A 24,402-nucleotide genomic window follows, 5' to 3' on the forward strand; every position below is an offset into this window, starting at 1 on the left:
CGACCTCGTGCGGACCGGTCCTCCGGTCCGGGTCGGAAGGCCGGCGGGGGAGGTCGGCGCATGGCCGAGGGGACGGATGCGGTCACGGCGGATGCCGCGGACGAGCACGACGCAGGGCGCGGCAGCGGCCTGAACCGGCGGGTCGTCGCGCTCGCCGTGGCGGGCGCGGTCGGCGGGTTCCTGTTCGGGTTCGACTCGTCGGTCGTGAACGGCGCCGTCGATGCGATCGAGCAGGAGTTCGGCCTGTCGGCGGGCCTCACGGGGCTCGCCATCGCGAGCGCACTGCTCGGCTGCGCGGTCGGCGCCGAGCTCGCCGGGCGGCTTGCGGACCGGTTCGGCCGCATCCCGGTGATGGTGATCGGCGCGAGCCTGTTCCTCGTCTCGGCCGTCGGCTCCGGCCTGGCGCTCGGCGTCTGGGACCTCATCGTCTGGCGCGTCATCGGCGGACTCGGGATCGGCATCGCGTCGGTCGTGTCGCCCGCGTACATCGCCGAGATCTCGCCCCGTCGCGCGCGGGGGCGCCTGGCGTCGCTGCAGCAGCTCGCGATCGTCTTCGGCATCTTCACCGCGCTGCTCTCCGACGCGATCTTCGCGTGGGCCGCCGGCGGCGCGGCCGAGCCCTTCTGGTTCGGGCTCGACGCCTGGCGCTGGATGTTCCTCGCCGGCATCGTGCCGAGCGTCGCCTACGGGCTCATCGCCCTGTCGCTGCCCGAATCGCCGCGCTTCCTCGTGCGCATCGACAAGGAGGACGCGGCGCGGACGGTGCTCGCACGCATCCAGCCCGGTGAGGTGGAGCGCGCGGTCCGCGACATCCGCTCGAGCATGAAGGCCGACGCGGAGGCGAAGCAGGCGAAGGGCGCCCTCCGCGGGCCCGTGCTCGGCCTCCGCGGCATCGTCTGGATCGGCATCCTGCTGTCGATGTTCCAGCAGTTCGTCGGCATCAACGTGATCTTCTACTACTCGACGACGCTCTGGAACGCGGTCGGCTTCGACGAGTCGAACTCGTTCGCGATCAGCGTGTTCACCTCGATCACGAACATCCTCGTGACCTTCGTGGCGATCGCCCTGGTCGACCGGGTCGGCCGTCGGCCGCTCCTGCTCATCGGCTCGGCCGGCATGACGGTCTCGCTCGGCACCATGGCGCTCGCGTTCGCCAACGCGAGCGGCTCGGGCGATTCGCTGACGCTGCCGGGCGCGTGGGGGCCGATCGCGCTCGTCGCCGCGAACCTGTTCGTGGTGTTCTTCGGATTCTCGTGGGGTCCGCTCGTCTGGGTGCTGCTCGGCGAGATCTTCCCGAACCGCATCCGCGCCCGCGCGCTCGGCCTCGCCGCCGCCGCGCAGTGGATCGCGAACTTCCTCGTGACGGTGACCTTCCCGCTCCTGGCCGACGTCTCGCTGCTCATGACGTACGGGCTGTACGCGACGTTCGCGGCGCTGTCGTTCTTCTTCGTGTTCGCGAAGATCCCGGAGACCAACGGGATGTCGCTCGAGGAGTCCGACACCCTGCTGCCGCCGCGCGGGTCCGCACGCCGCGCCGCTGCCGGGCGGCCCGACGCCTGAACCGGCCGCGCACGCGGCATCCGTCACCCGCTAGGCTGGCCGCGTGAGCTTCTCGTGCCGGTGTTGTCGTCGCTAGGCAGGCGACCCCTCCCATCGCGTCACGCGCCGACCGCGCGCCGCTCGACGCACTCGACACCAAGGAACGAACTCCGGTCATGAAGTACGCAGCGCACATCACCGACCTCGTGGGCAACACGCCCCTCGTCAGGCTCAATCGGGTCACCGAGGGGGTGACGGATGCCACGGTGCTCGTGAAGCTCGAGTACGTGAACCCGGGCGGCTCCTCGAAGGACCGCATCGCCCGCCGCATCATCGACGCCGCCGAGCGCGAGGGCAGGCTGAAGCCGGGCGGCACGATCGTCGAGCCCACCTCGGGCAACACGGGCGTCGGCCTCGCCCTCGTCGCGCAGGAGCGCGGGTACCACTGCATCTTCGTCTGCCCCGACAAGGTGTCGGAGGACAAGCGGAACGTGCTGAAGGCGTACGGCGCCGAGGTCGTCGTGACCCCGACCGCGGTCGCGCCCGACAGCCCCGATTCGTACTACGGCGTCTCGGACCGGCTGGCCCGCGAGATCCCCGGCGCGTTCAAGCCCGACCAGTACTCGAACCAGAACGGCCCGCTCTCGCACTACGAGACGACCGGGCCCGAGATCTGGCGCGACACCGACGGCAGGGTCACGCACTTCGTGGCCGGGGTCGGCACGGGCGGCACGATCACGGGCACCGGGCGGTACCTCCGCGAGGTCTCCGGCGACCGGGTGCGCATCATCGGCGCCGACCCCGAGGGCTCGGTCTACTCGGGCGGCACGGGCCGGCCGTACTTCGTGGAGGGCGTCGGCGAGGACTTCTGGCCGTCGGCGTACGACCCGAGCGTGCCGCACGAGGTCATCGCGGTGACCGACGCGGAGTCGATCGCCATGACGCGGCGGCTCGCGCGCGAGGAGGGCATCCTCGTCGGCGGCTCGAGCGGCATGGCCGTCGTGGCGGCGCTGAAGGCCGCGTCGCGGCCGGAGGTGACGAAGGACGACGTGTTCGTCGTGCTGCTGCCCGACTCCGGCCGCGGCTACCTCGGCAAGATCTTCAACGACAAGTGGCTCCGCGCCTACGGCTTCGGCAACGCGCCCGCCGGCCACACGATCCGCGACATCCTCGAGGCGAAGGCCGACCGCACCGCACCGCTCGTCTACGTGCACCCGAACGACACGGTGCGCGAGGCGATCGACCGGATGACCGAGTCCGGCGTCTCGCAGCTCGTGGTGCTGTCGGCCGAGCCGCCCGTCGTGCTCGGCGAGGTGGTCGGCGCCCTGCACGAGGACGCCCTGCTCGAGCAGGTCTTCTCGGGGCGCGCGAAGCTCACCGACGAGGTCTCCGGCGTCGTCGGCGAGGCGCTGCCGCTCATCGGCGTCAACGAGCCGGTGGCGACGGCCCGCCAGGCGTTCGGCGAGGCGCCGGCGATGCTCGTCACCGACGGCGGCAAGGCGCTCGGCGTGATCACGCGCACCGACCTGCTGACCTACCTCTCCTCCTGACGTTTCTCAGGAGGATCGCGCGGACGCGGCATCCGCTCGCGCGAAAATCAAGCCCACAGACTTCATTCCCAACCGAAAGGACGGCGAGCACCGTGGACCTTCCTGAGAACGGCATCCGCTTCGACACGCGGGCCATCCACGCCGGACAGGCGTTCGACCCGACCACCGGGGCGGTCATCCCGCCCATCTACCAGACCTCGACCTACGTGCAGGACGGCATCGGCGGCCTGCGCAACGGGTACGAGTACTCGCGCGGCGGCAACCCGACGCGCACCGCGCTCGAGTCGCAGCTCGCGGCGCTCGAGGGCGGCATCCGCGCGCTCTCGTTCGCCTCCGGCCTCGCCGCCGAGGACGCGCTGCTGCGCACGGTGCTGCGGCCGGGCGACCACGTCGTCATCGGCAACGACGTGTACGGCGGCACCCACCGCCTCATCCGCCGCATCTTCGGCGACTGGGGGGTGCGCCACACGACCGTCGACACGAGCGACCTCGACGCCGTCCGCGAGGCGCTCGAACTCGGCACCACCAAGGTGCTCTGGGTCGAGACGCCCTCGAACCCGCTCATGAAGATCTCGGACATCGCCGCGCTCGCCGAGCTCGGCGACGAGGCGGGCATCCTCGTCGTGGTCGACAACACGTTCGCGAGCCCGGCGCTGCAGCAGCCGATCGGCCTCGGCGCCGACGTCGTGGTGCACTCGACGACGAAGTACCTCGGCGGCCACTCCGACGTGGTCGGCGGCGCGCTCGTCTTCGCCGAGGGCCAGGAGGAGGTCGCGGAGCGCGTGGGCTTCACGCAGTTCGCGGCCGGCGCCGTCTCCGGCCCGTTCGACGCGTTCCTCACGACGCGCGGCATCAAGACGCTGGGCGTGCGGATGCAGCGGCACAGCCAGAACGCACTCGCGATCGCGCGGCGCCTCGACGAGCACCCCGCGGTCTCGCGCGTGCTGTACCCCGGGCTCGAGTCGCACCCGGGGCACGCGCTCGCCGCCCGCCAGATGTCGGGCTTCGGCGGCATGGTGTCGATCGACCTCGCGGGCGGGGCGGCGGCGGCCCGCCGGTTCGCGGAGTCGACCCGGCTGTTCCAGCTGGCGGAGTCGCTCGGCGGGGTCGAGTCGCTCGTGAACTACCCGTCGGAGATGACGCACGCGTCGGTGAAGGGCACCGAGGCCGAGGTGCCCGAGTCGATCATCCGGCTCTCGGTGGGCATCGAGGACGTCGACGACCTCCTCGCCGATATCGACGCCGCGCTCGCGCAGCTCTAGCCGGCGCCGCGAGGGTTGGCAGGATCTGAACGACCTGCGTCATTCCTGCCACTGCGGCGGGGTGCCGCATCGGGCACGATGAACGCGTGAGCTCGAGAACCCTGGATGTCGCGCCGCCTCCCGGCGCGGCATCCGCGCACCGGGGCCGGCTGGGCCTCTTCCAGGGCACGGCCCTCTACGTCGCCAGCGTGCTCGGCACCGGCATCCTGGTCCTCCCCGGGCTCGCCGCGCAGGCCGCGGGCCCCGCGTCGATCCTCGCCGTCGCGGCCGTGCTCGCGCTGTCGATCCCGCTCGCCGGCACCTTCGCCGCCCTCGCCTCGCGGTACCCGGATGCCGGGGGCGTCGCCAGCTACGTGCGCCGTGCCCTCGGTCCGACCGCGGCGCGCATGACCGGCTACTGGTTCTTCTTCGGCGTCTGCGTGGGCGCGCCCGTCGTCGCCGTGCTCGGCGGCGAGTACGTCGTCGCGGTGCTCGGCGTCGACCGCGCGGCGGTGCCGATCATCGGGCTCGCCGTGTTCGTGCCGCCCTTCATCGCCAACTGGTTCGGCGTGCGCGTCGCCGGCTGGGTCCAGTTCGTGCTCACCGGCCTGCTGCTGTCGGTGGTCGTCGGCGTCGTGGCCGTGACGTTCCCTGCGGCGGATGCGGCCAACTTCACGCCCTTCCTCCCGAACGGCTGGGCCGGCGTCGGCGTCGCGATCAGCCTCTTCGTCTGGGCGTTCGCCGGGTGGGAGGTCGGCACCCACATCGCGGGCGAGTTCCGCGACCCGCGACGCACGATCCCCCTCGCGACCGGGATCGCGATCCTCGTCGTCGGCGTCGGCTACCTCGCGCTGCAGGTCGTGACCGTCGCCGTGCTCGGCGACGCCGCGGGCACGAGCCAGGTGCCGTTGCTCGACCTCGTCGAGACGACCGCGCCCGGCATCGGCTCGGCGCTCGTCGCCGTCGTCGCGGCGGTCGTGACGGTCGGCGTGCTGAACGCCTACCTGCCCGCGTTCGGCAAGCTCGGCGCCGCGCTCGGCCGCGACGGGCACCTGCCGCGCTTCTTCGCCAAGGGTGCGGAGGACGGCGCCGTGCCGCGACGCGCGCTCGCCCTCACCGGTGGCCTGATGCTCGCGTACTTCGGGCTCATGCTGCTGAACGGCCTCGACCTCTCCGGCTTCATCCTCATCCACACGAGCAACATGGTCTCGATCTACGCGGCCGGGATGCTCGCCGCGACGCTCATCCTCCGGCGCGGCTCGGTCGGCTGGTGGCTCGCCGTCGTCGCGACGGTGCTGAGCGCTGGGCTGCTGGTGCTCGCGTGGCAGAACCTGTTCGTGCCGCTGGCGCTCGCCGCGGCATCCGTCGTCGTCACGCTCGTGGGTCGTGTGCGGGCGCGCCGGGGTGCGGCCGGCATGCCGCCGATCCCGGCCGCGACCCCCGTGGAGGAGTCAGGCGCTCGCCGCTGACCGAGGAGCCCCCGTGTCGAGGCCCCGGACGATCAGCCACACCGCGAGTGCCAGTCCCTGCAGGCCGAGCATGCCGGTGAGTGCGAGGTAGGGGATGCCGACCACGTCGACCACGCCGGCGAGCAGCAGGAGGCTCGCGAGGATCGCCGACGCCGCACCGGCGAGGCCCCAGGTCGACAGCCACGCGGGGACCAGGCGGTGGCGCAGGAGCAGCACGAACAGCAGTGAGTCGCCGAGCGCGGTCGCCACGATGACGACGACGTGGTTGACGAGGTCCCGGCCGAGGCGCAGCGTCTCGACGACGAGCGCGCGGCTCTCGTCCGACGCGTCGACTGCCCCGCCGTCGACGACGCCCACGTCGAGGATGAGCGTCAGGAGTGCCATCGCGAGCACGTGGAACCCGAGGGCGACCATGCGCAGCGACACGAAGCCGAGGGCGAGGGTCGGGTCGAACCGCCGGAGGATCGGGTGGAGCACGAGCGCGAACGCCGCGTACGCCATCGCCATCGGCAGCTGGAACATCGTGCCGGAGACGACCTCGGCCCGACGGTCCGGCAGCGCGGCCAGGTAGCCCGCCTCCTCGAGCACCGGGACCACGGTGAGGATGCCGGTCGCGAACCCGGCGATCACGAGCAGTCCCGCGATGGTGGTCGCGCGCCGCCTGCGGCCGGAGCGGGATGGCACGTGCAGGCGCGGGCCCCCGCGCGTCGATTCGTCGTGCGTCCGGTCCATCTCGATCTCCTTTACATATGTAAACCTGGGTGCGTGGAGCACTTTACACGTGTAAAGTCATGCGTCAACCGCCGACGAGGGGATCCGATGCCGTCCCGACCGACCGACCGACCGCCGCTGACCCCGCAGCGGATCATCGACGCCGCCGTCGAGGTGGCCGACCGAGGCGGCGTCGCCGCCGTGAGCATGCGCAAGGTCGCCGAGGCCCTCGACGTCGAGGCGATGGCCCTGTACCACCACGTGCCGAACAAGGACGCCATCGTCGACGGGATCGTCGACGCCGTGTTCGGGGAGATCGACCTGCCGCGGCCGGACCTCGACTGGAGGGCGGCGCTGGAGTCGCGCGGTCGCTCCGCCCGGCGCACGCTCTCCCGGCACAGCTGGGTGCTCGGGCTGATCGAGTCGCACGAGCACGTCGGGCCGCACCGGCTCCGCCAGCACGACGCGGCGCTCGGGGTCCTGCTGGGCGCGGGATTCTCCCCGGCCGAGGCCCTCGTCGCCGTCTCGGTGCTCGACAGCTACGTCTCGGGCTTCGTCCTGCAGGAGCAGCAGCACGGGGTCTCCGGCCCCGCGGAGACGGAGCGGGCCGCCGCGGAGCTCGCCGCGGAGCTCCGCGGCGACGACCTGCCGCACCTGCGCGCCGTGGCCGAATCCGTGGTCACCGGCGCGCCCTCGCACGACGTCGTCTTCTCGCGAGGGCTGCGCATCGTCCTGGACGGGCTCTCCCCCGACCCGGGCGGCGGCGCCCGGGTCGGCCCGGCCTGACGGGACGGCCCTCCGCGCGGGTGCGGAGGCCGCGTCGCCCGAGCGGCGCGGGCCGGGCCCTCGACGCCCGCACGCGGGCCCGATGGGCTCCGATCCGGCTGGGAATCGGCGCGTCGACCGCCGGTCGGCTGGCGGGCGCGGTGCCATCGGGGTCAGGATGGAGGGCATGACCGCCCACGCGTATGCACTCGCCGACGGCAACACGATCCCCGCGATCGGCTTGGGCACGTACGGGCTGAACGACCAGGCGGGAGTCGACGCGATCGTCTCGGCGATCCGCGACGGGTACCGTCTCATCGACACGGCCTACAACTACGGCAACGAGGAGGTCGTGGCCGAGGCGATCCGCCGTGCCGACGTCGACCGGAGCGACCTCTTCATTACGACGAAGCTCCCGGGGCGTCATCACGGCGTCGACGAGACGCTCGCGAGCTTCGAGCAGTCACGCAAGCGCCTCGACCTCGACTGGGTCGACCTCTACCTCATCCACTGGCCCAACCCGAAGCGCGACCGCTACGTCGACAGCTGGCGGTCGATGATCAAGCTGAAGGAGCGCGGCGTCGTCCGCTCCATCGGCGTCTCGAACTTCACGCCCGAGATGCTCGACCGGCTCGTCGCCGAGACCGGGCTCATGCCGGTCGTCAACCAGGTCGAACTGCATCCGTACTTCCCGCAGCGCGAGCTGCGCGCCTACCACGCCGAGCACTCGATCCGCACGGAGAGCTGGAGCCCGCTCGGCAAGCGCACCGACCTGCTGGACGAGCCCGTGATCACCGAGATCGCGGCGACGCACTCGGTGTCGCCCGCGCAGGTCGTGCTGGCCTGGCACCTGGCGCTCGGCTCGGTGCCGATCCCGAAGTCGGCGGACCCGGAACGACGTCGCGCGAACCTCGACGTCTTCGACATCGACCTCGACGAGGGCGAGGTCGAGGCGATCTCCGGGCTCGAGCGCGGCCGGATCTGGGGCGCCGACCCCGACTCGCACGAGGAGCTCTGACCCGGGGCCGACCGCTCCCGCCGACGGCGGGCGGATGCCGGCGGGCGGACGTAGGCTCGATCAGGTGACCGACCGCTCCACTCCGGTGCCCTCCGGCGACGCTGCTCCCGTCGGGGGCGTGTTCGCCCCCGCGTGGCGCTGGCTCTCGCTCGGCATGTTCGCGCTCATCTTCCTCGCCGCGTTCGAGGTGCTCGCGGTCACGACGGCGATGCCGATCATCGCGGTCGACCTCGGCGGCGAGGGACTCTACGCGCTCGCCTTCGCCGTGCCGCTCGCGGCGGGCGTGGTCGGCATGGTCCTCGCCGGCAACTGGAGCGATCGGGCCGGGCCGCTGCCGCCGCTGCTCGCGGCGGGCGCGCTCTTCGTGACCGGCCTCGTGATCGCGGGGCTCGCGCCGAACATGCCGGTGCTCGTCCTCGGCCGGCTCGTGCACGGCATCGGCGGCGCCGCCGTGATCGTGCCGCTCTACGTCATCGTGGCGCGCGTGTACCCGGAGTCCGTGCGCTCCCGCGTGTTCGCGGGCTTCGCCGCGGCCTGGGTCATCCCGTCGATCGTCGGGCCGACCGTCGCCGGCTACGTCGCCGAGCACCTCAGCTGGCGGTGGGTGTTCCTCGGCGTGATCGCGCTCGTCCTCCCGGCGGCGCTCATGATGCTCGCGCCGCTGCTGCGCGTGCTCGACCGCGTGCAGGGCGACCGATCGGTGCCGTGGAGCGTGCCGCGCCTCGGCTGGTCCGTGCTCGCCGCCGCGGCGGCGCTCGGGGTGAGCCTCTCGGCCGAGCTCGCCGAGCCCTGGCGATGGCTGGTCGCGGTCGCGTCCATCGCACTCGTCGTCGTCGCCGTCCGTCCCCTCGTGCCGGTCGGCACGCTCCGCGCGGTGCGCGGGATCCCGTCGGCGGTGCTCATGCGCGCCATCGTGGCCGGCGCGTTCTTCGGCAGTGAGATCTACCTGCCGAAGCTGCTGATCGAACGGTACGAACTGCCGGCCGGCCTCGCCGGCGCCGTCCTGACCGGCGCGGGCGTGTCGTGGGCGGCGGCGTCCTGGCTGCAGGGTCGGCTCGACGCGCGCCTGTCGGACACCGAGGTCATCCGCATCGGCGCCGCGACCCTCGCGGTCGCGCTCGTCGGCGTGCTGTGCATCGCCGCCTTCGCGCTCCCGCCGTTCGCCGCCTTCGCGGCCTGGACGGTCGCGGGGGCCGCGATGGGCTTCATGTACCCGCGCTTCTCGGTGTCGGTGCTGGAGCAGTCGGCGCAGAGCGAGCAGGGCTTCAACAGCGCGGCGCTCTCCATCGGCGAGTCGCTCGGTGGTGCGGTCGCGCTGGCCGTCACGGCGCTCGTGGCGACCGTCACCGCGACGATCGCCTTCACGCCGGAGTTCGCCGTGACGGCGGCGATCGCGATCGTGGGCGTGGTGCTGGCGCCGAGGGTCCGCCCGCCCGGTGGTCGACCTCGACGTGCGCCGGTCGAGGGGACGGGCGCCTCGGCACCCGCGCCGGCGGACGGCGCGGCATCGCAGGCGGGAGAGTAGGGGTCGGGCTCCGCCCCGTTCATGTGACCGTCACATTTGTGACGGTCACATTCCCGCGTGGTTGTGCATAATGGACTCGCCGGCGTGTGTGACCGTGAACATGCCGCGATCGATCGAGGTCCGTCCGTGCCAGAGCCGCCCGAGGAGCGCCCGAAGGGGCGTGCGCCGAGCATCCGCGACGTCGCGCGCCTGGCCGGCGTCTCGCACCAGACGGTCTCGCGCGTCCTCAACCACCATCCGAGCATCCGGCCCGAGACCAAGCAGCGGGTGCTCGACGTCATGGCCGAGCTCCAGTACACGCCCAACCGCGCCGCCCGGGCGCTGGTGACCAGCCGGTCCCGCACGCTCGGGATCCTCTCGGCGTCGAGCACGCACTACGGCCCCGCATCGAGCATCGCCGCGATCGAGGCGGCCGCACGGGCATCGGGGTACTGGGTGAGCACGGCGAACATCGAATCGTCCGACGCCGACTCGATCGCGGGCGGCCTCGCCCACCTGCGGGCGCAGGGCATCGAGGGCCTCGTCGTCATCGCACCCCAGGTGCGGGTGTTCGACACGCTGGCCGAGCTCTCGATCGACGTGCCGTACGTCACGCTCCAGTCGACCGGCCGCGACCCGGCGCACACGATGTCGGTCGACCAGATCGCGGGCGCACGCCTCGCGACCCGGCACCTGATCGAGCGCGGGCACCGCGTGATCTACCACCTCGCGGGGCCGCAGGACTGGATCGAGGCGGAGGCCCGCATGCGGGGGTTCCTCGACGAGATGGGGGCGCAGGACGTGCCGACGACGGCACCGATCCTCGGCGACTGGACCGCCGACTTCGGCTACTACGCGGGCCGGGAACTGCTGACGGTGCGCGACTTCACGGCGATCTTCGCGTCGAACGACCAGATGGCGCTCGGCGTGATGCACGCCGTCCGGGATGCGGGGCTCGAGATCCCGCGCGACGTGTCGATCGTCGGGTTCGACGACATCCCCGAGGCGAAGCACTTCTGGCCGCCGTTGACGACCGTGCGCCAGGACTTCGCGGAGCTCGGGCGCCGGTGCGTGGCGCTGCTGCTCGGCGACCTCGACCCCGAAGCGCCGGAGTATCGCGGCACGATCGTGCCGGAGCTGCTGGTCCGCGAGTCGGTCGGGCCGCCGGCCTTCTGACGCCGCCCGCGTGTCCGGCGCGTTACCGTTCCGTGACCTTCGCGTGTTGACAGCCGCCGGAATCATGTGGCTAACATTGCTCTCGCGATGTGAACGGTCACATGAACGGTCACATCGGAGACGTTCCACCACCGCCGTCCCCACGGCGGGCGCACCCCGCGACGAAGGAGTCCCCGTGATCGACACGACCGCCCCCGGCCGGATGGTCGTCGCATGACGAGCTTCGGGCCCCAGGTCGAGGTCGCGATCGCCCGCACCCGCGCCGACGTCGCTCGTCTGCATGGCGAGCTGACGCGGTATGGGCTGGTGGTGTGGACGGGTGGGAACGTGTCGGGTCGGGTGCCGGGTGCGGACCTGTTCGTGATCAAGCCGTCGGGTGTGAGCTATGACGACTTGGCGCCGGAGAACATGATCGTGTGCGACCTGGATGGGAACGCGATCCCGGGGACGCCGGGTGCGGACCGCAGCCCGTCGTCGGACACGGCGGCGCATGCGTACGTGTATCGGAACATGCCGGAGGTCGGTGGGGTGGTGCACACGCACTCGACGTATGCGACGGCGTGGGCGGCGCGGGCCGAGGAGATCCCGTGTGTGATCACGGCGATGGCCGATGAGTTCGGTGGGCCGATCCCGGTGGGTCCGTTCGCGATCATCGGGGACGACTCGATCGGGCGCGGGATCGTGGAGACGTTGCGCGGGCACCGGTCGCGGGCGGTGCTGATGCGGAACCACGGGCCGTTCACGATCGGCGCGAACGCGAAGGACGCGGTCAAGGCGGCGGTCATGGTCGAGGACGTGGCGCGCACGGTGCACCTGGCGCGTGAGGCGGGTGAGCTGGTCCCGATCCCCGACGAGGCCATCGACCGGTTGTACGACCGGTACCAGAACGTGTACGGACAGGCGACCGACGCCCGCCGTGCCACCGACAACTGAAGAGCTTGCGGCATCCGAGGACACGAGGAACGCCGCAGGGAAGCGGGTCGTCATGGACGAGGCCGGCTTCCGAAACGTCACCAAGACGACGACGTCCATGACCACACAGTGAAAGGACACACCGTGAACACCACGAAGAAGGTGCTCCTCGCCACGCTGGCGGCCGGTTCGATGCTGGCGCTCGCCGCCTGCTCGGGCGGCAGCGGCGGCGGGAGCGGCGACGGCGACGGCGGACTCATCGGCGTCGCGATGCCCACCAAGAGCTCCGAGCGCTGGATCCAGGACGGCGACGCCGTCAAGGAGCAGCTCGAGGCCGAGGGCTTCCAGGTCGACCTGCAGTACGCCGAGGACGACATCCCCACCCAGGTCTCGCAGATCGAGAACATGATCACCAAGGGCGCCGAGGCCCTGATCATCGCCTCGATCGATGGCACCACGCTCTCGGAGGTGCTGCAGAACGCCGCCGACAGCGACATCCCCGTCATCGCCTACGACCGCCTCATCCGCGACTCCGAGAACGTCGACTACTACGCGTCGTTCGACAACTACAAGGTCGGCGTCCAGCAGGCCACGTCGCTGCTCGCGGGCCTCGGCCTGACCGACCTCGAGGGCAGCGCCGCGTCCGACGCGCCCGAGGGCCCGTTCAACATCGAGCTGTTCGCCGGTTCGCCCGACGACAACAACGCGACCTTCTTCTGGAACGGCGCGATCGACACCCTGCAGCCGTACCTCGACGAGGGCACCCTCGTCGTGAAGTCGGGCCAGACCGACTTCGAGCAGGCCGCCACGCTCCGCTGGGACGGCGAGGTCGCCCAGAGCCGCATGGAGGACATCCTCGTCTCGACGTACTCCGACGGCTCGAAGGTCGACGCGGTGCTCTCGCCGTACGACGGCCTCTCGCGCGGCATCATCTCGGCCCTCACCGACGCCGGCTACTCGGTCGGCGACGAGTGGCCGATCATCTCGGGCCAGGACGCCGAGCTCGACTCGGTCAAGGCCATCAACGCCGGTGAGCAGTACTCGACCATCTTCAAGGACACCCGCAACCTGGCCGCCGTCGCGGTGGACATGGCGACGGCCCTGCTGAACGGCGAGGAGCCCGAGGTCAACAACACGAGCGACTACGACAACGGCGTGAAGGTCGTGCCGTCGTACCTCCTCGAGTCCCAGATCGTCGTCAAGGACAACATCACCGAGGTCCTGGTCGACTCGGGCTACTGGACCGAAGAGGAGATCAACGGCTGATCCAGCCGCTGATCCGAATCGGATGATGCACCGCGTGTCGGGGCCTGGGGCGGGAGTACGCTCGCCTCAGGTCCCGGCCGCGGCATCCGCCACCCGGCCGGCCCGACACCGGCGATGGAGCAGGAGCAAGGGATGACCAACCACATTCTCGAGATGCGCGGCATCACGAAGACCTTCCCGGGCGTCAAGGCGCTCGCGAACGTCAACCTCGGCGTGGAGCGTGGCGAGGTGCACGCGATCTGCGGCGAGAACGGCGCAGGCAAGTCCACCCTCATGAAGGTGCTGTCGGGCGTCTACCCCCACGGGACCTACGACGGGGCCATCGTCTTCGAGGGCGAGGAGGTCGAGTTCAAGGACCTCACCGACTCCGAGGCCAAGGGCATCGTGATCATCCACCAGGAGCTCGCGCTCAGCCCCTACCTGTCGATCGCCGAGAACATCTTCCTCAACAACGAGCAGAAGGGGCCCGGCGGCCTCATCGACTGGAACAAGACCAACTTCGAGGCCTCGAAGCTGCTCGCCCGGGTGGGCCTGAGGGAGAACCCCACCACGAAGATCCGCGAGATCGGCGTCGGCAAGCAGCAGCTCGTCGAGATCGCGAAGGCGCTGTCCAAGCGCGTGAAGCTGCTGATCCTGGACGAGCCCACGGCGGCCCTCAACGACGAGGACTCCGACCACCTGCTCGACCTCATCCTGCACCTCAAGGGGCAGGGGATCACGTCGATCATCATCAGCCACAAGCTGAACGAGATCAAGAAGGTCGCCGACACCGTCACGGTCATCCGCGACGGCAAGACGATCGAGACGATCGCGAAGCAGGAGGTCACCGAGGACCGGATCATCAAGGACATGGTCGGCCGGGACCTCGAGCACCGCTACCCCGACCACACGCCGCACCTCGGCGAGGAGCTGCTCCGCGTCGAGGACTGGACGGCGCACCACCCGCAGGACACGAACCGCGTCGTCGTCGACAACGTGAACCTGCACGTCCGCGCGGGCGAGATCGTCGGCATCGCGGGCCTCATGGGCGCCGGGCGCACGGAGTTCGCGATGAGCCTCTTCGGTCACTCCTACGGCTCGCGCATCACCGGCAAGGTCTTCCTCCGCGGCGAGGAGATCAAGACCCGCACGGTCGCCGAGGCGATCGGCAACGGCATCGCCTACGCCACCGAGGACCGCAAGACCTACGGGCTGAACCTCATCGAGGACATCAAGCGGAACATCTCGATGGCGTCGCTGAAGAAGCTCGAGAAGTACGGCCTCGTGCACGACAACGAGGAGTACGCGGTCGCCAACAAGTACCGCACGTCGATGAACATCAAGGCGCCGAGCGTCCTGGTGAAGACCGGCAAGCTCTCCGGCGGCAACCAGCAGAAGGTCGTGCTGTCGAAGTGGATCTACTCCGACCCCGACGTCCTGATCCTCGACGAGCCGACGCGCGGCATCGACGTCGGCGCGAAGTACGAGATCTACACGATCATCAACCGGCTCGCGGCGGCCGGGAAGGGCATCATCGTCATCTCGTCCGAGCTGCCCGAACTGCTCGGCATCTGCGACCGCCTCTACGCCCTCTCGGAGGGTCGCATCACCGGCGAACTGCCCATCGACGAAGCGACCCCCGAGTCGATGCTCAAGCTCATGACCATGGAAAAGCCCCGCTAGCCCGCGGCTGACGGAAACCCCAGGAGACACCATGTCGAATCCGAACCCTCCCGCAACCGAGGAGACCCACGCGGCGGGCAGCAACATCAACCCCGTCGACAACAAGTTCACCGAGCGGCTGAGCCACGTGCTCAGCGACCTCGGCCGCAACGGCATCTTCATCGCCCTCGTCGCGGTGGTCGTGCTGTTCGCGTTCCTGACCGACGGCATCCTGCTGCGACCGCAGAACATCTCGAACCTGGTCGTGCAGAACGGCTACATCCTCGTCCTCGCCATCGGCATGGTGATGGTCATCATCGCCGGCCACATCGACCTGTCCGTCGGATCGGTCGCGGCGTTCGTGGGTGCGTGCTCCGGCGTCTTCGCGGTCCAATGGGGCCTGCCGTGGTGGCTCGCCGTGCTCCTCTCGCTCGTCATCGGCGCCCTCGTCGGCGTCTGGCAGGGCTTCTGGATCGCATACGTCGGCATCCCGGCGTTCATCGTGACCCTGGCGGGCATGCTCATCTTCCGCGGCCTCGCCCTGGTCGTCCTCGGCAACGCGAACATCGGCTCGTTCCCCACCGAGTACCGCGCCCTCGGCAACGGCTTCCTCTCGAACGTGTTCGGCGAGTTCGAGCTCGACCCCCTCACGCTCGGCGTCGGTGCGCTCGCGATCGTCATCCTCGTCGTCCAGCAGGTGCGCAGCCGTCGCGGCCGCGTGAAGTACGGTCAGGACGTCGAGCCGATCGCCTGGTTCATCACCAAGCTCGTGCTGATCTCGGCGGCCATCGGCTTCTTCGCCTACGCGCTCGCCTCGTACAAGGGCATCCCGGTCACGCTCATCATCCTCGGCGTGCTGGTGCTCGTGTACAGCATCGTGATGAACCGCACGGTCTTCGGCCGCCACATCTACGCGATCGGCGGCAACCGCCACGCGGCCGAGCTCTCGGGCATCAAGACCCGTCGGGTCGACTTCTGGCTGTTCGTGAACATGGGCTTCCTCGCGGCGCTCGCGGGCCTCATCTTCACGGCCCGCCTGAACCTCGCGGGGCCGAAGGCCGGTGACGGCTTCGAGCTCGAGGCGATCTCGGCGGCGTTCATCGGCGGCGCGGCGGTGCAGGGCGGCGTCGGCACGATCGGCGGCGCGATCATCGGTGGTCTGATCATCGGTGTCCTGAACAACGGCATGTCGATCATGGGCATCGGCATCGAGTGGCAGCAGGCCGTGAAGGGCCTCGTGCTGCTGCTCGCAGTGGCGTTCGACGTGTACAACAAGCGTCGGTCGGGCGGGCACTAGCCCGCAGTCCCTCCTGAGACGACGAGGGGCGGATGCCACGAGGCATCCGCCCCTCGTCGTGTCCGCGCCCGCGGACCGGCCGCCCGGCCGCGGGCCCCGGCCTCGCGCCCTCGGCCGCCCCGCCCGCCGGTGCCGGCCCGCCCCGCCCGCCGGTGCCGGCCGGCCCGTCGGGAGGAACTTCTGACTCGCGTTCGGCGTGTCGAGCGCCGGCCGGCGGCGTGTCGTCGGTTTTCTCCTCCCGTTCGCGCGAGCGGGCGAGTTGCTCGGGTGACCTGGCGGGCCGAGGGGCTTGGTCTCTCGCTTCGTTAGCGCTAACATCGTGGGTGTTAGCGCTAACGAAGCGACGAAGGAGTCCACGGATGCCAGGTGCCGCCCAGGTCGTCGAGGCCGTCTCCGACCGAGCGAGGGCATCCGCTGCAGACCTCCCCGCAGCATCGTCGATGCCGGCGCCCCGGAACCCGGAGGGCGTCCGCGCCCTCCGCAACGCGATGCCCGCCGCGGTGGAGGCGGCGGGCATCGCACCCCGGCTCGCCGCGTCCGTCGCGACCGCGACGGCGGTGCCCGCATGAGCGCCACCGACACGACGTTCGCGCCCGAGGTGGATGCCGCGATCGCCCGTACCCGCGCGGACGTGGCTCGACTGCATGGCGAGCTGACGCGGTATGGGCTGGTGGTGTGGACGGGTGGGAACGTGTCGGGCCGGGTGCCGGGTGCGGACCTGTTCGTGATCAAGCCGTCGGGTGTGAGCTATGACGATCTGGCGCCGGAGAACATGATCGTGTGTGACCTGGACGGGAACGTGATCCCGGGCACGCCGGGTGCGGACCGGTCGCCGTCGAGCGACACTGCGGCGCATGCGTACGTGTATCGGAACATGCCGGAGGTCGGTGGGGTGGTGCACACGCACTCGACCTACGCGACGGCGTGGGCGGCGCGGGCCGAGGAGATCCCGTGTGTGATCACGGCGATGGCGGATGAGTTCGGTGGGCCGATCCCGGTGGGTCCGTTCGCGATCATCGGGGACGACTCGATCGGGCGGGGGATCGTGGAGACGCTGTCCGGGCACCGGTCGCGGGCGGTGCTGATGCGGAACCATGGGCCGTTCACGATCGGCGCGAACGCGAAGGACGCGGTCAAGGCGGCGGTCATGGTCGAGGACGTGGCGCGCACGGTGCACCTGGCGCGTGAGGCGGGCGAGCTGGTCCCGATCCCCGACGAGGCCATCGACCGGTTGTACGACCGGTACCAGAACGTGTACGGACAGAGTGGAGACGCACGACGATGAGCGAGACCATGACCACGGATGCCGCCCGAGCCGCGATCCTCGAGGGGCGCACGTCCCTCGGCATCGAGCTCGGGTCCACCCGCATCAAGGCCTGCCTGGTCGGACCCGACCCGACGGAGGTGCTCGCGGTCGGCAGCCACGCCTGGGAGAACCGCTTCGAGGACCGCGTCTGGACGTACTCCCTCGAGGACGTCTGGTCGGGCCTGCAGGCGGCGTTCGCCGACCTGGTCGCCGACGTGCGGCGCCGGTACGACGTCGTGCCCGAGACGTTCGGCGCGATCGGCGTCTCGGCGATGATGCACGGCTACCTCGCGTTCGCGGGCGACGAGCTGCTCGTGCCGTTCCGCACGTGGCGGAACACGTCGACCGGACCGGCCGCGGCCGAGCTCAGCGAGCGGTTCGCGCAGAACATCCCCCTCCGCTGGTCGATCGCGCACCTGCACCAGGCCGTGCTCGACGAGGAGCCGCACGTGCCCCGCATCGACTTCCTCACGACCCTCGCCGGGTACGTGCACTGGCGGCTCACGGGCCGCAAGGTGCTCGGCGTCGGCGACGCGTCGGGCATGTTCCCGATCGACTCGGCGACCGGCGAGTACGACGCGACGCTCATCGACGCGTACGACGGCCTCGTCGGCGACCGCGCACCGGGGCTGAAGGTCGAAGACCTGCTGCCCGAGGTGCTCCCCGCCGGGCGTGTCGCGGGTGAGCTCACCGCGGAGGGCGCCGCCCTGCTCGACCCGACCGGAGCGCTCCGTCCCGGCATCCCGTTCTGCCCGCCCGAGGGTGACGCCGGCACCGGCATGGTCGCGACGAACTCCGTCGCGCCGCGCACCGGCAACGTCAGCGCCGGCACGAGCATCTTCGCGATGGTCGTGCTCGAGGGCCCGCTCGCGCACGCGCACCACGAGCTCGACCTCGTGACGACCCCCGCGGGCGACCCGGTCGCGATGGTCCACTGCAACAACGGCGCGAGCGAGCTCGCGGCCTGGGCCGGCGTGTTCGGCCGGTTCGCGGAAGCAGTGGGCGCGAGCGTCGACGGCGACGCCGTCTTCGCCGCGCTCTTCCGCGAGGCGCTCGAGGGCGAGGCGGATGCCGGTGGCCTGCTCGCCTACAACCAGCTCGCCGGTGAGCCCATCGCCGGCCTCGACGAGGGTCGGCCCATGGTCGTGCGCACGCCCGACAGCCGGCTCACGCTCGCCAACCTCATGCGCGCCCAGGTGTACGGCGTGTACGGCACGCTGGCGCTCGGCATGCGCGTCCTCGCGAGCGAGGGCGTGCAGCTGGATCGCATGTATGCCCACGGCGGAATCTTCCGCACGGCGGGCGTCGCCCAGCGCTTCCTCGCGGGCGCACTCGACGCACCCGTGGCCGTCGGCGAGACGGCCTCCGAGGGCGGGGCGTGGGGCATCGCCGTGCTCGCCGCCTACCTCGCCGACGCCGACCGCCACGACCTCGGCACGTGGCTCACCGACCACGTCTTCGCCGACGCCGACATCGACACCGTCGACCCCGACCCGGCGGATGTCGCCGGCTTCGCCGCCTACCTCGACCGCTACGCCGCGGGCCTCGCCGCCGAGGCGGCCGCGGTCGAGGCGCTGTAGCCCGCCCAGGCATCCGCCCACGAGACTCCGCCGCCCCGCGGCATCCGCTTCCGCATCCCACCAGACACTCCAGCACCAGAAGGACACGCACATGACCCGCTCCCCGATCACCACCTCCCTCGACGGGGCGGAGGTCTGGTTCCTCACCGGCAGCCAGCACCTCTACGGCCCGGAGACGCTCGCGCAGGTCGCCGAGCAGTCGCGCACGATCGCCGAGACGCTCGACGCGGCATCCGACGTGCCCGTCAAGGTCGTGTGGATGCCGGTGCTCACCGACGCCGCCGCGATCAAGCAGGTCGCGCTCGAGGCCAACGCCGCGCCGAACGTGGTCGGCGTCATCGCCTGGATGCACACGTTCAGCCCGGCGAAGATGTGGATCGCCGGCCTCGACGCGCTGCAGAAGCCGCTCGCGCACCTGCACACGCAGGCCAACGTCGAGCTGCCGTACGCCGACATCGACTTCGACTTCATGAACCTCAACCAGGCCGCGCACGGCGACCGCGAGTTCGGGTACATCCAGACCCGGCTCGGCGTGCCGCGCAAGACGATCGTCGGCCACGCCTCCGACCCGCGCGTGCAGCAGGAGCTCGGCACGTGGCAGCGCGCCGCGGCCGGCCTCGCGGCGGCCCGCAGCCTGAAGCTCGCGCGCTTCGGCGACAACATGCGCTACGTCGCGGTCACCGAGGGCGACAAGACCGAAGCCGAGCTGCGGTTCGGCGTGCAGGTCAACACGTGGGGCGTGAACGAGCTCGCCGAGGCGGTGCACGCGGCATCCGACGCCGACATCGACGCGCTCGTCGCGGTCTACGAGGAGGAGTACGACGTCGCGCCGGAGCTGCGGCGCGGCGGCGACCGGCACGAGTCGCTGCGGTACGGCGCCGCGATCGAGCTCGGCCTGCGCGCGTTCCTCGAGGAGGGCGACTTCGGCGCCTTCACGACGAGCTTCGAGGACCTGGGCGCGCTGCGGCAGCTGCCGGGCCTCGCGGTGCAGCGCCTGCAGGCCGACGGCTACGGCTTCGGCGCCGAGGGCGACTGGAAGACCGCGATCCTCGTGCGCGTCGCGAACGTGATGGGCGCGGGCCTGCCCGGCGGCGCGACCCTCATGGAGGACTACACCTACGACATGACGCCGGGCGATGAGCTGATCCTCGGCGCGCACATGCTCGAGGTCGCGCCGTCGATCACGACCGCGAAGCCGACGCTCGAGATCCACCCGCTCGGCATCGGCGGCAAGGAGGACCCGGTGCGCCTGGTCTTCACCGCCGACCCCGGCCCCGCCGTCGTCGTCGCGCTGTCGGACATGCGCGACCGCTTCCGCCTCACCGCGAACGTCGTCGAGAACGTCGCGCCGCGCGAGGCGCTGCCGAAGCTCCCCGTCGGCCGCGCGATCTGGAAGCCCGAGCCCGACTTCCGCACGTCGGCCGCCGCGTGGCTGACCGCGGGCGCCGCCCACCACACCGTGATGTCGACGGCGGTCGGCGTCGACGTCTTCCGCGACTTCGCCGAGATGGCTCGCGTGGAGTTGCTGGTGATCGACGAGGAGACGACGCAGCGCGGGTTCGAGCGCGAAGTACGGTGGAACCAGGCCTACTACCGACTGGCGCAGGGGCTCTGAAGGAGGACCTCGTGAGCGGTGCGGACGCCCCGGCGCGGGTCGGCGACGACCCGGCCGGGGGGTCTGCGGGCGGCGGGGGGTCGACGGATGCCGCGGGCGCGGGCGTGCCGACCGTGCCGACCGTGCCGGCCGGGCCGGCGTCCGGGCCGGGCTCCGGGCCGGGCGATGCTGCGGGCGTGCCGACGATGTTCGACGTCGCGCGCCACGCCGGCGTCTCGCACCAGACGGTCTCGCGGGTGCTCAACGACCTGCCCGGCGTCGCCGCGGCGACCCGCGTGCGCGTGCGGCAGGCCATCGCCGACCTGAACTACACGCCGTCGCCCACCGCCCGCGCCATGGCGCGCCGCCGTTCCGGCTCGATCGGGCTCATCCTCGCCGGCCGCCCCGACTACGGGCCGTCGAGCGCGGCGCTCGGCTTCAACGAGGCCGCCCGCGATGCGGGCTACGCCGTGAGCCAGGCGAGCATGCGCACGCTCGATCCCGACGCGCTCACGCAGGCCGTGCACCGGCTCGTGCTGCAGCGCGTCGAGGCGGTCGTGCTCATCTCGGGCGAGCGCGAGGGCGTCGAGGTGCTGCGCGGCATCGACGCGGGCGTCCCGGTGGTGGCCGTGGCCTCCGAGGTCGAGCCGGGGATGCACCGGGTCTCGTTCGACCAGGCCGCCGGCGCGCGGCTCGCGACCGAGCACCTCATCGGCCTCGGCCACACGCGGATCGCGCACGTCGCGGGACCGGCTGACTCGATGGATGCCGCGGAGCGCCGCCGCGGGTTCGCCGACGCCCTCACGGCCCGCGGGCTCGAGGTGCGCGAGCCCATCGTGGGCGACTGGCTCGCGGCATCCGGTCACGCGGCGGGCCGCCGCCTGCTCGACGAGGACTGGGCGACCGCCGTGTTCGTCGGCAACGACCAGATGTCGCTCGGGCTGCTGCACGCGTGCCACGAGGCCGGCGTGCCGGTGCCGCGCGACCTGAGCGTCGTCGGGTTCGACGACATCCCCGAGGCGGCGTTCTTCACCCCGCCGCTCACGACGGTGCGCCAGGACTTCGACTCGCTCGGCCGCGACATCATGGCGACCGTCGTCGACGTGCTCCGCGACGAGGCGTCGGCCCCGGACCGCACCTCGCGCGTGCCCGAGCTCGTCGTGCGGGCGAGCTCGGCGGCGCCGCGGGGCTGAGGCGCGGCCTCCTGCCGGGTCACCGCGGTGGGCCTCCACCCGGCTGCCGAGAAGCGCCCGCCCGCGGGCGAATACGCAGGAGATTCCGGCCTTCGGCCCTCTCTGCGGGCCCATACCGCGGAATCTCCTGCATACTCGCGCGGGGGCCCGGCGCGCCCAGCCCGGGCCCACTCGGCTGGTCCGGGCATCCGATGCGGAAGGCCGGGATCGGAACGCCCGTCCGCGGCCGAATATGCAGGAGAATCCGCACTTCAGGCCTCCATGCCGGCCCGTACTGCGGAATCTCCTGCATTCTCGCGAGCCCGGGCGGGCCCGGCGCGGCGCTGACCGGACCCGGACGGGCGCCGCCGGCGCGGCGCCGGCCCGCGGCATCCGTCTCAGGCGGCGGAGTAGTCGGGCAGCTCCTGGAGCGTCCAGCGGTTGCCGTCGGGGTCGTGCACGGTGACGAAGCGGCCCCACGCCAGCTCCTGGACGCCCTCGGCCTCGACGCCCTTCGCGCGGAGGTCGGCGAGCACGGCGTCGGCGTCGGGGATCACGACCTGGATCGTGTCCTGCCGTCCCGGCTCGAGGCTCATGCCGAGGCCCTCGCCGATCGCGATCGAGCAGGCCGACCCGGGCGGGGTGAGCTGCACGAAGCGCAGGTCGTCGCTGACGCGCTGGTCGTGGTCGGCGTTGAAGCCGAGCTTCTCGACGTAGAACGCCTTCGCGCGGTCGACGTCCGTGACGGGCACGAAGATGAGCTCGATCTTCCAGTCCATGGGGTCCTCCTGCGGTTCGGGCCGGTGCTCCGGCCGGGTGGTCGAGACCAGTCTCCCGGGCCATGCGGCCAGTTCCTGTCCGGAATGAACCTTGGGTTCACCGGATCCGGCGGTCTTTGCCCCGGTGGGAGGATGGGGGCATGACCACGCTCAACATCACGGGGGATGCCGAGGCCGACCGCCTGCTCGGCGATGACGCGTTCGCGCTGCTCACGGGCATGCTGCTCGACCAGCAGGTGGCGATGGAGACCGCGTTCGCCGGGCCGGCGAAGATCCGCGACCGGGTGGGCACGATCGAGCCGACGGCGATCGCCGCGGTCGACCCCGACCAGCTGGTCGAGGCGTTCCGGCAGCCTCCGGCGGTGCACCGCTATCCGGGGTCGATGGCCGGCCGGGTGCAGTCGCTCGCGGTGGCCGTGCGCGACGAGTGGGGCGGCGACGCCGCCGCCATCTGGACGCAGGGCGACCCCGACGGCGCCGAGATCCTGAAGCGGCTCAAGGCGCTCCCGGGCTTCGGCGAGCAGAAGGCGAAGATCTTCCTCGCCCTGCTCGGCAAGCAGTGCGGGCTCGGGGCGAGCGGATGGCGCCAGGCCGCCGGGCACTACGGCGACGAGGGGTCGTTCGCGTCGGTGGCCGACATCGTCGACCCCGAGTCGCTCGCGAAGGTCCGCGCCACGAAGCAGGCCGCGAAGGCGGCGGCGAAGGCCGCGAAGAAGTAGCGGGAGGCAGGCGCCCGCCCGCGAGCCACCGAGCAGCGCGCCTGCCACGCCCGCGACGGCGGGAGGGCGCCCGCCCGCCGCCTACGCCACCGCCCGCGCCCGCCACGCCGCCGCGGTCGCGTCGAGCAGCCCGTCCCACTCGGTGGGCACGATCCCGAACGTCTCCGTCGTCTCCGCGGCGTCGACGAGGAACGGCTGCTCGAACTGGTACAGCACCCCGGCGACCTCGCGGAGCACGGGCACGACTGCGCCGCTCGCGGCGAGCGCCCAGCGCGGCATCCGTCGCAGGGTCGGCTCGCCGGTGCCGGCGCGCTCGCCGAGGGCGCGCAGCACCTCGCGCACGCTCGCCGCGGGATTCGACGGCACGATCCACGGCGAGCCCCAGGCGCGCTCGTCGCGAACGAGCACCTCGAGGGTCGCGGCGATGTCGTCGACCGCCGTCCATGTGTGGGGCGCGTCGGGGTCGCCGAAGACGGTCGCGGGGCTGCCGGCGAGCGTGCGCTGCGCGTAGCGGGGGAGCAGCCCGTTGGCGACGGGCGCGGTCGGGCCGAGGTAGTCGGAGGCGCGGGCCTCGGTGACGCGCACGCGACCGGCCTCGTGCGCGGCGAGCGCGTCGTGCCAGATGCGGGCGCGGAGCTCGCCCTTGTGGTCGGTGGGGCGGAGCGGGGTGTCGCGCCGCATCGGACCGTCCACGGGACCGTAGCCGTAGAGGTTGCCCATGATCACGAGCACCGCGCCGGAGGCTTCCGCGGCGTGCAGGATCGACGCGGCGAGCGGCGGCCAGATGCGCTCCCACTGCGGGTACGAGCCCGGGTTGGCGCAGTTCACGACGACCGCGGCACCGGCGGCCGCCTCGGCGAGGCGATCCCGGTCGGTGGCGTCGAGCGCGACGCGCGAGATGAGCGGATGCTCCGGGCCGCCGCCGGAACGCGTGACGAGGCGCACGGGGTGGCCGGCGCCCGCGAGGCGCAGCGCGAGGGCGCTCCCGACGGGTCCGGCGCCGACGATGAGGTGCAGGGGTTCGGTCATGATCCGACATCCTGCCGGGTCCGGATGACGCGCAGGTGACGCGGGGGCCACCCGACGCGCCGGATCGCACCGCTCCGCACCCCGCGAGAGCCCCGGATGTGAGCGGGATGAGCGTTCACAATCCTCAGGTCGTC

At 71.7% G+C, this 24,402-nt stretch carries 21 protein-coding genes; 18 read left to right on the forward strand and 3 right to left on the reverse strand.

Annotated elements, in window-relative coordinates:
* Positions 1 to 60: 60 nt before the first annotated feature.
* The 4 genes from ABD230_RS12235 (at position 61) to ABD230_RS12250 (ending at position 5,799) form a co-directional block, all read left to right on the forward strand.
* On the forward strand, positions 61 to 1,560 hold the full coding sequence (locus tag ABD230_RS12235) for a sugar porter family MFS transporter (RefSeq protein ID WP_344374180.1): 1,500 nt from the start codon (positions 61 to 63) through the stop codon (positions 1,558 to 1,560).
* Positions 1,561 to 1,715: 155 nt separating this feature from the next.
* On the forward strand, positions 1,716 to 3,089 hold the full coding sequence (locus ABD230_RS12240) for a cystathionine beta-synthase (RefSeq protein WP_344374182.1): 1,374 nt from the start codon (positions 1,716 to 1,718) through the stop codon (positions 3,087 to 3,089).
* A gap of 92 nt (positions 3,090 to 3,181) precedes the next feature.
* Positions 3,182 to 4,351 (forward strand): cystathionine gamma-synthase, encoded by a 1,170-nt coding sequence (locus ABD230_RS12245; protein ID WP_344374186.1) that lies wholly within the window; start codon positions 3,182 to 3,184, stop codon positions 4,349 to 4,351.
* 86 nt (positions 4,352 to 4,437) lie between these two features.
* Positions 4,438 to 5,799, forward strand: coding sequence for an APC family permease (locus tag ABD230_RS12250; protein ID WP_344374190.1), 1,362 nt, complete (start codon positions 4,438 to 4,440; stop codon positions 5,797 to 5,799).
* Here the strand turns inward: ABD230_RS12250 and ABD230_RS12255 are convergent.
* The gene (locus ABD230_RS12255) at positions 5,782 to 6,531 is read right to left on the reverse strand and encodes a DUF4386 domain-containing protein (RefSeq protein ID WP_344374193.1); all 750 of its coding nucleotides are present in this window, start codon (positions 6,529 to 6,531) and stop codon (positions 5,782 to 5,784) included. The genes ABD230_RS12250 and ABD230_RS12255 overlap by 18 nt on opposite strands.
* 87 nt (positions 6,532 to 6,618) lie before the next feature.
* Between ABD230_RS12255 and ABD230_RS12260 the strand changes: the two genes are divergently transcribed.
* From ABD230_RS12260 to ABD230_RS12320, 13 genes are all read left to right on the forward strand, one after another.
* Positions 6,619 to 7,296 carry a TetR/AcrR family transcriptional regulator gene (locus ABD230_RS12260; protein WP_344374198.1) on the forward strand — a complete coding sequence of 226 codons (678 nt, stop codon included), beginning with the start codon at positions 6,619 to 6,621 and terminating at the stop codon, positions 7,294 to 7,296.
* Between the two features lie 166 nt (positions 7,297 to 7,462).
* On the forward strand, positions 7,463 to 8,293 hold the full coding sequence (locus ABD230_RS12265) for an aldo/keto reductase (RefSeq protein ID WP_344374204.1): 831 nt from the start codon (positions 7,463 to 7,465) through the stop codon (positions 8,291 to 8,293).
* A gap of 64 nt (positions 8,294 to 8,357) precedes the next feature.
* Positions 8,358 to 9,818 carry an MFS transporter gene (locus ABD230_RS12270; RefSeq protein ID WP_344374206.1) on the forward strand — a complete coding sequence of 487 codons (1,461 nt, stop codon included), beginning with the start codon at positions 8,358 to 8,360 and terminating at the stop codon, positions 9,816 to 9,818.
* Between the two features lie 126 nt (positions 9,819 to 9,944).
* On the forward strand, positions 9,945 to 10,973 hold the full coding sequence (locus ABD230_RS12275) for a LacI family DNA-binding transcriptional regulator (protein WP_344374209.1): 1,029 nt from the start codon (positions 9,945 to 9,947) through the stop codon (positions 10,971 to 10,973).
* Between the two features lie 213 nt (positions 10,974 to 11,186).
* A complete protein-coding gene (locus ABD230_RS12280; protein ID WP_344374212.1) occupies positions 11,187 to 11,906 on the forward strand; it encodes an L-ribulose-5-phosphate 4-epimerase in 720 nt (239 codons plus the stop codon).
* 171 nt (positions 11,907 to 12,077) lie between these two features.
* Positions 12,078 to 13,151 (forward strand): multiple monosaccharide ABC transporter substrate-binding protein, encoded by a 1,074-nt coding sequence (chvE, locus tag ABD230_RS12285; protein WP_344374374.1) that lies wholly within the window; start codon positions 12,078 to 12,080, stop codon positions 13,149 to 13,151.
* 132 nt (positions 13,152 to 13,283) lie between these two features.
* Positions 13,284 to 14,813 carry a multiple monosaccharide ABC transporter ATP-binding protein gene (gene mmsA, locus ABD230_RS12290; protein WP_344374217.1) on the forward strand — a complete coding sequence of 510 codons (1,530 nt, stop codon included), beginning with the start codon at positions 13,284 to 13,286 and terminating at the stop codon, positions 14,811 to 14,813.
* Positions 14,814 to 14,844: 31 nt separating this feature from the next.
* Positions 14,845 to 16,089 carry a multiple monosaccharide ABC transporter permease gene (gene mmsB, locus ABD230_RS12295; RefSeq protein ID WP_344374221.1) on the forward strand — a complete coding sequence of 415 codons (1,245 nt, stop codon included), beginning with the start codon at positions 14,845 to 14,847 and terminating at the stop codon, positions 16,087 to 16,089.
* A 359-nt stretch (positions 16,090 to 16,448) separates the two neighbouring features.
* Entirely contained in the window at positions 16,449 to 16,658 is a 210-nt protein-coding gene (locus ABD230_RS12300) for a hypothetical protein (RefSeq protein ID WP_344374224.1), read from the forward strand.
* Positions 16,655 to 17,374, forward strand: a complete 720-nt coding sequence (locus ABD230_RS12305) for an L-ribulose-5-phosphate 4-epimerase (RefSeq protein ID WP_344374227.1) — start codon at positions 16,655 to 16,657, stop codon at positions 17,372 to 17,374. Before ABD230_RS12300 ends, ABD230_RS12305 begins: the two co-directional genes overlap by 4 nt.
* Positions 17,371 to 18,975 carry a xylulokinase gene (locus tag ABD230_RS12310; RefSeq protein WP_425546229.1) on the forward strand — a complete coding sequence of 535 codons (1,605 nt, stop codon included), beginning with the start codon at positions 17,371 to 17,373 and terminating at the stop codon, positions 18,973 to 18,975. The genes ABD230_RS12305 and ABD230_RS12310 overlap by 4 nt, the downstream gene beginning before the upstream one ends.
* A 91-nt stretch (positions 18,976 to 19,066) precedes the next feature.
* Positions 19,067 to 20,590: an L-arabinose isomerase gene (gene araA / locus ABD230_RS12315; protein WP_344374230.1), complete on the forward strand. Its 1,524-nt coding sequence runs from the start codon at positions 19,067 to 19,069 to the stop codon at positions 20,588 to 20,590.
* Between the two features lie 11 nt (positions 20,591 to 20,601).
* Complete coding sequence (locus tag ABD230_RS12320) at positions 20,602 to 21,762, forward strand: LacI family DNA-binding transcriptional regulator (RefSeq protein WP_344374234.1); 1,161 nt, start codon at positions 20,602 to 20,604, stop codon at positions 21,760 to 21,762.
* Positions 21,763 to 22,139: 377 nt separating this feature from the next.
* On the opposite strand, the gene ABD230_RS12325 is transcribed toward ABD230_RS12320, so the two are convergent.
* Positions 22,140 to 22,520 (reverse strand): glyoxalase superfamily protein, encoded by a 381-nt coding sequence (locus ABD230_RS12325; RefSeq protein ID WP_344374238.1) that lies wholly within the window; start codon positions 22,518 to 22,520, stop codon positions 22,140 to 22,142.
* Positions 22,521 to 22,660: 140 nt separating this feature from the next.
* Here ABD230_RS12325 and ABD230_RS12330 point away from each other — a divergent pair, with 140 nt between their 5' ends.
* Complete coding sequence (locus tag ABD230_RS12330; RefSeq protein WP_344374241.1) at positions 22,661 to 23,239, forward strand: HhH-GPD-type base excision DNA repair protein; 579 nt, start codon at positions 22,661 to 22,663, stop codon at positions 23,237 to 23,239.
* Between the two features lie 81 nt (positions 23,240 to 23,320).
* Here the strand turns inward: ABD230_RS12330 and ABD230_RS12335 are convergent, their stop codons facing one another.
* Entirely contained in the window at positions 23,321 to 24,268 is a 948-nt protein-coding gene (locus tag ABD230_RS12335; RefSeq protein ID WP_344374245.1) for an NAD-dependent epimerase/dehydratase family protein, read from the reverse strand.
* Positions 24,269 to 24,402: the final 134 nt, after the last annotated feature.

Origin of the sequence: Agromyces tropicus, from assembly GCF_039531345.1 — a bacterium.
In the GTDB taxonomy this organism is placed as follows: Bacteria; Actinomycetota; Actinomycetes; order Actinomycetales; family Microbacteriaceae; genus Agromyces; species Agromyces tropicus.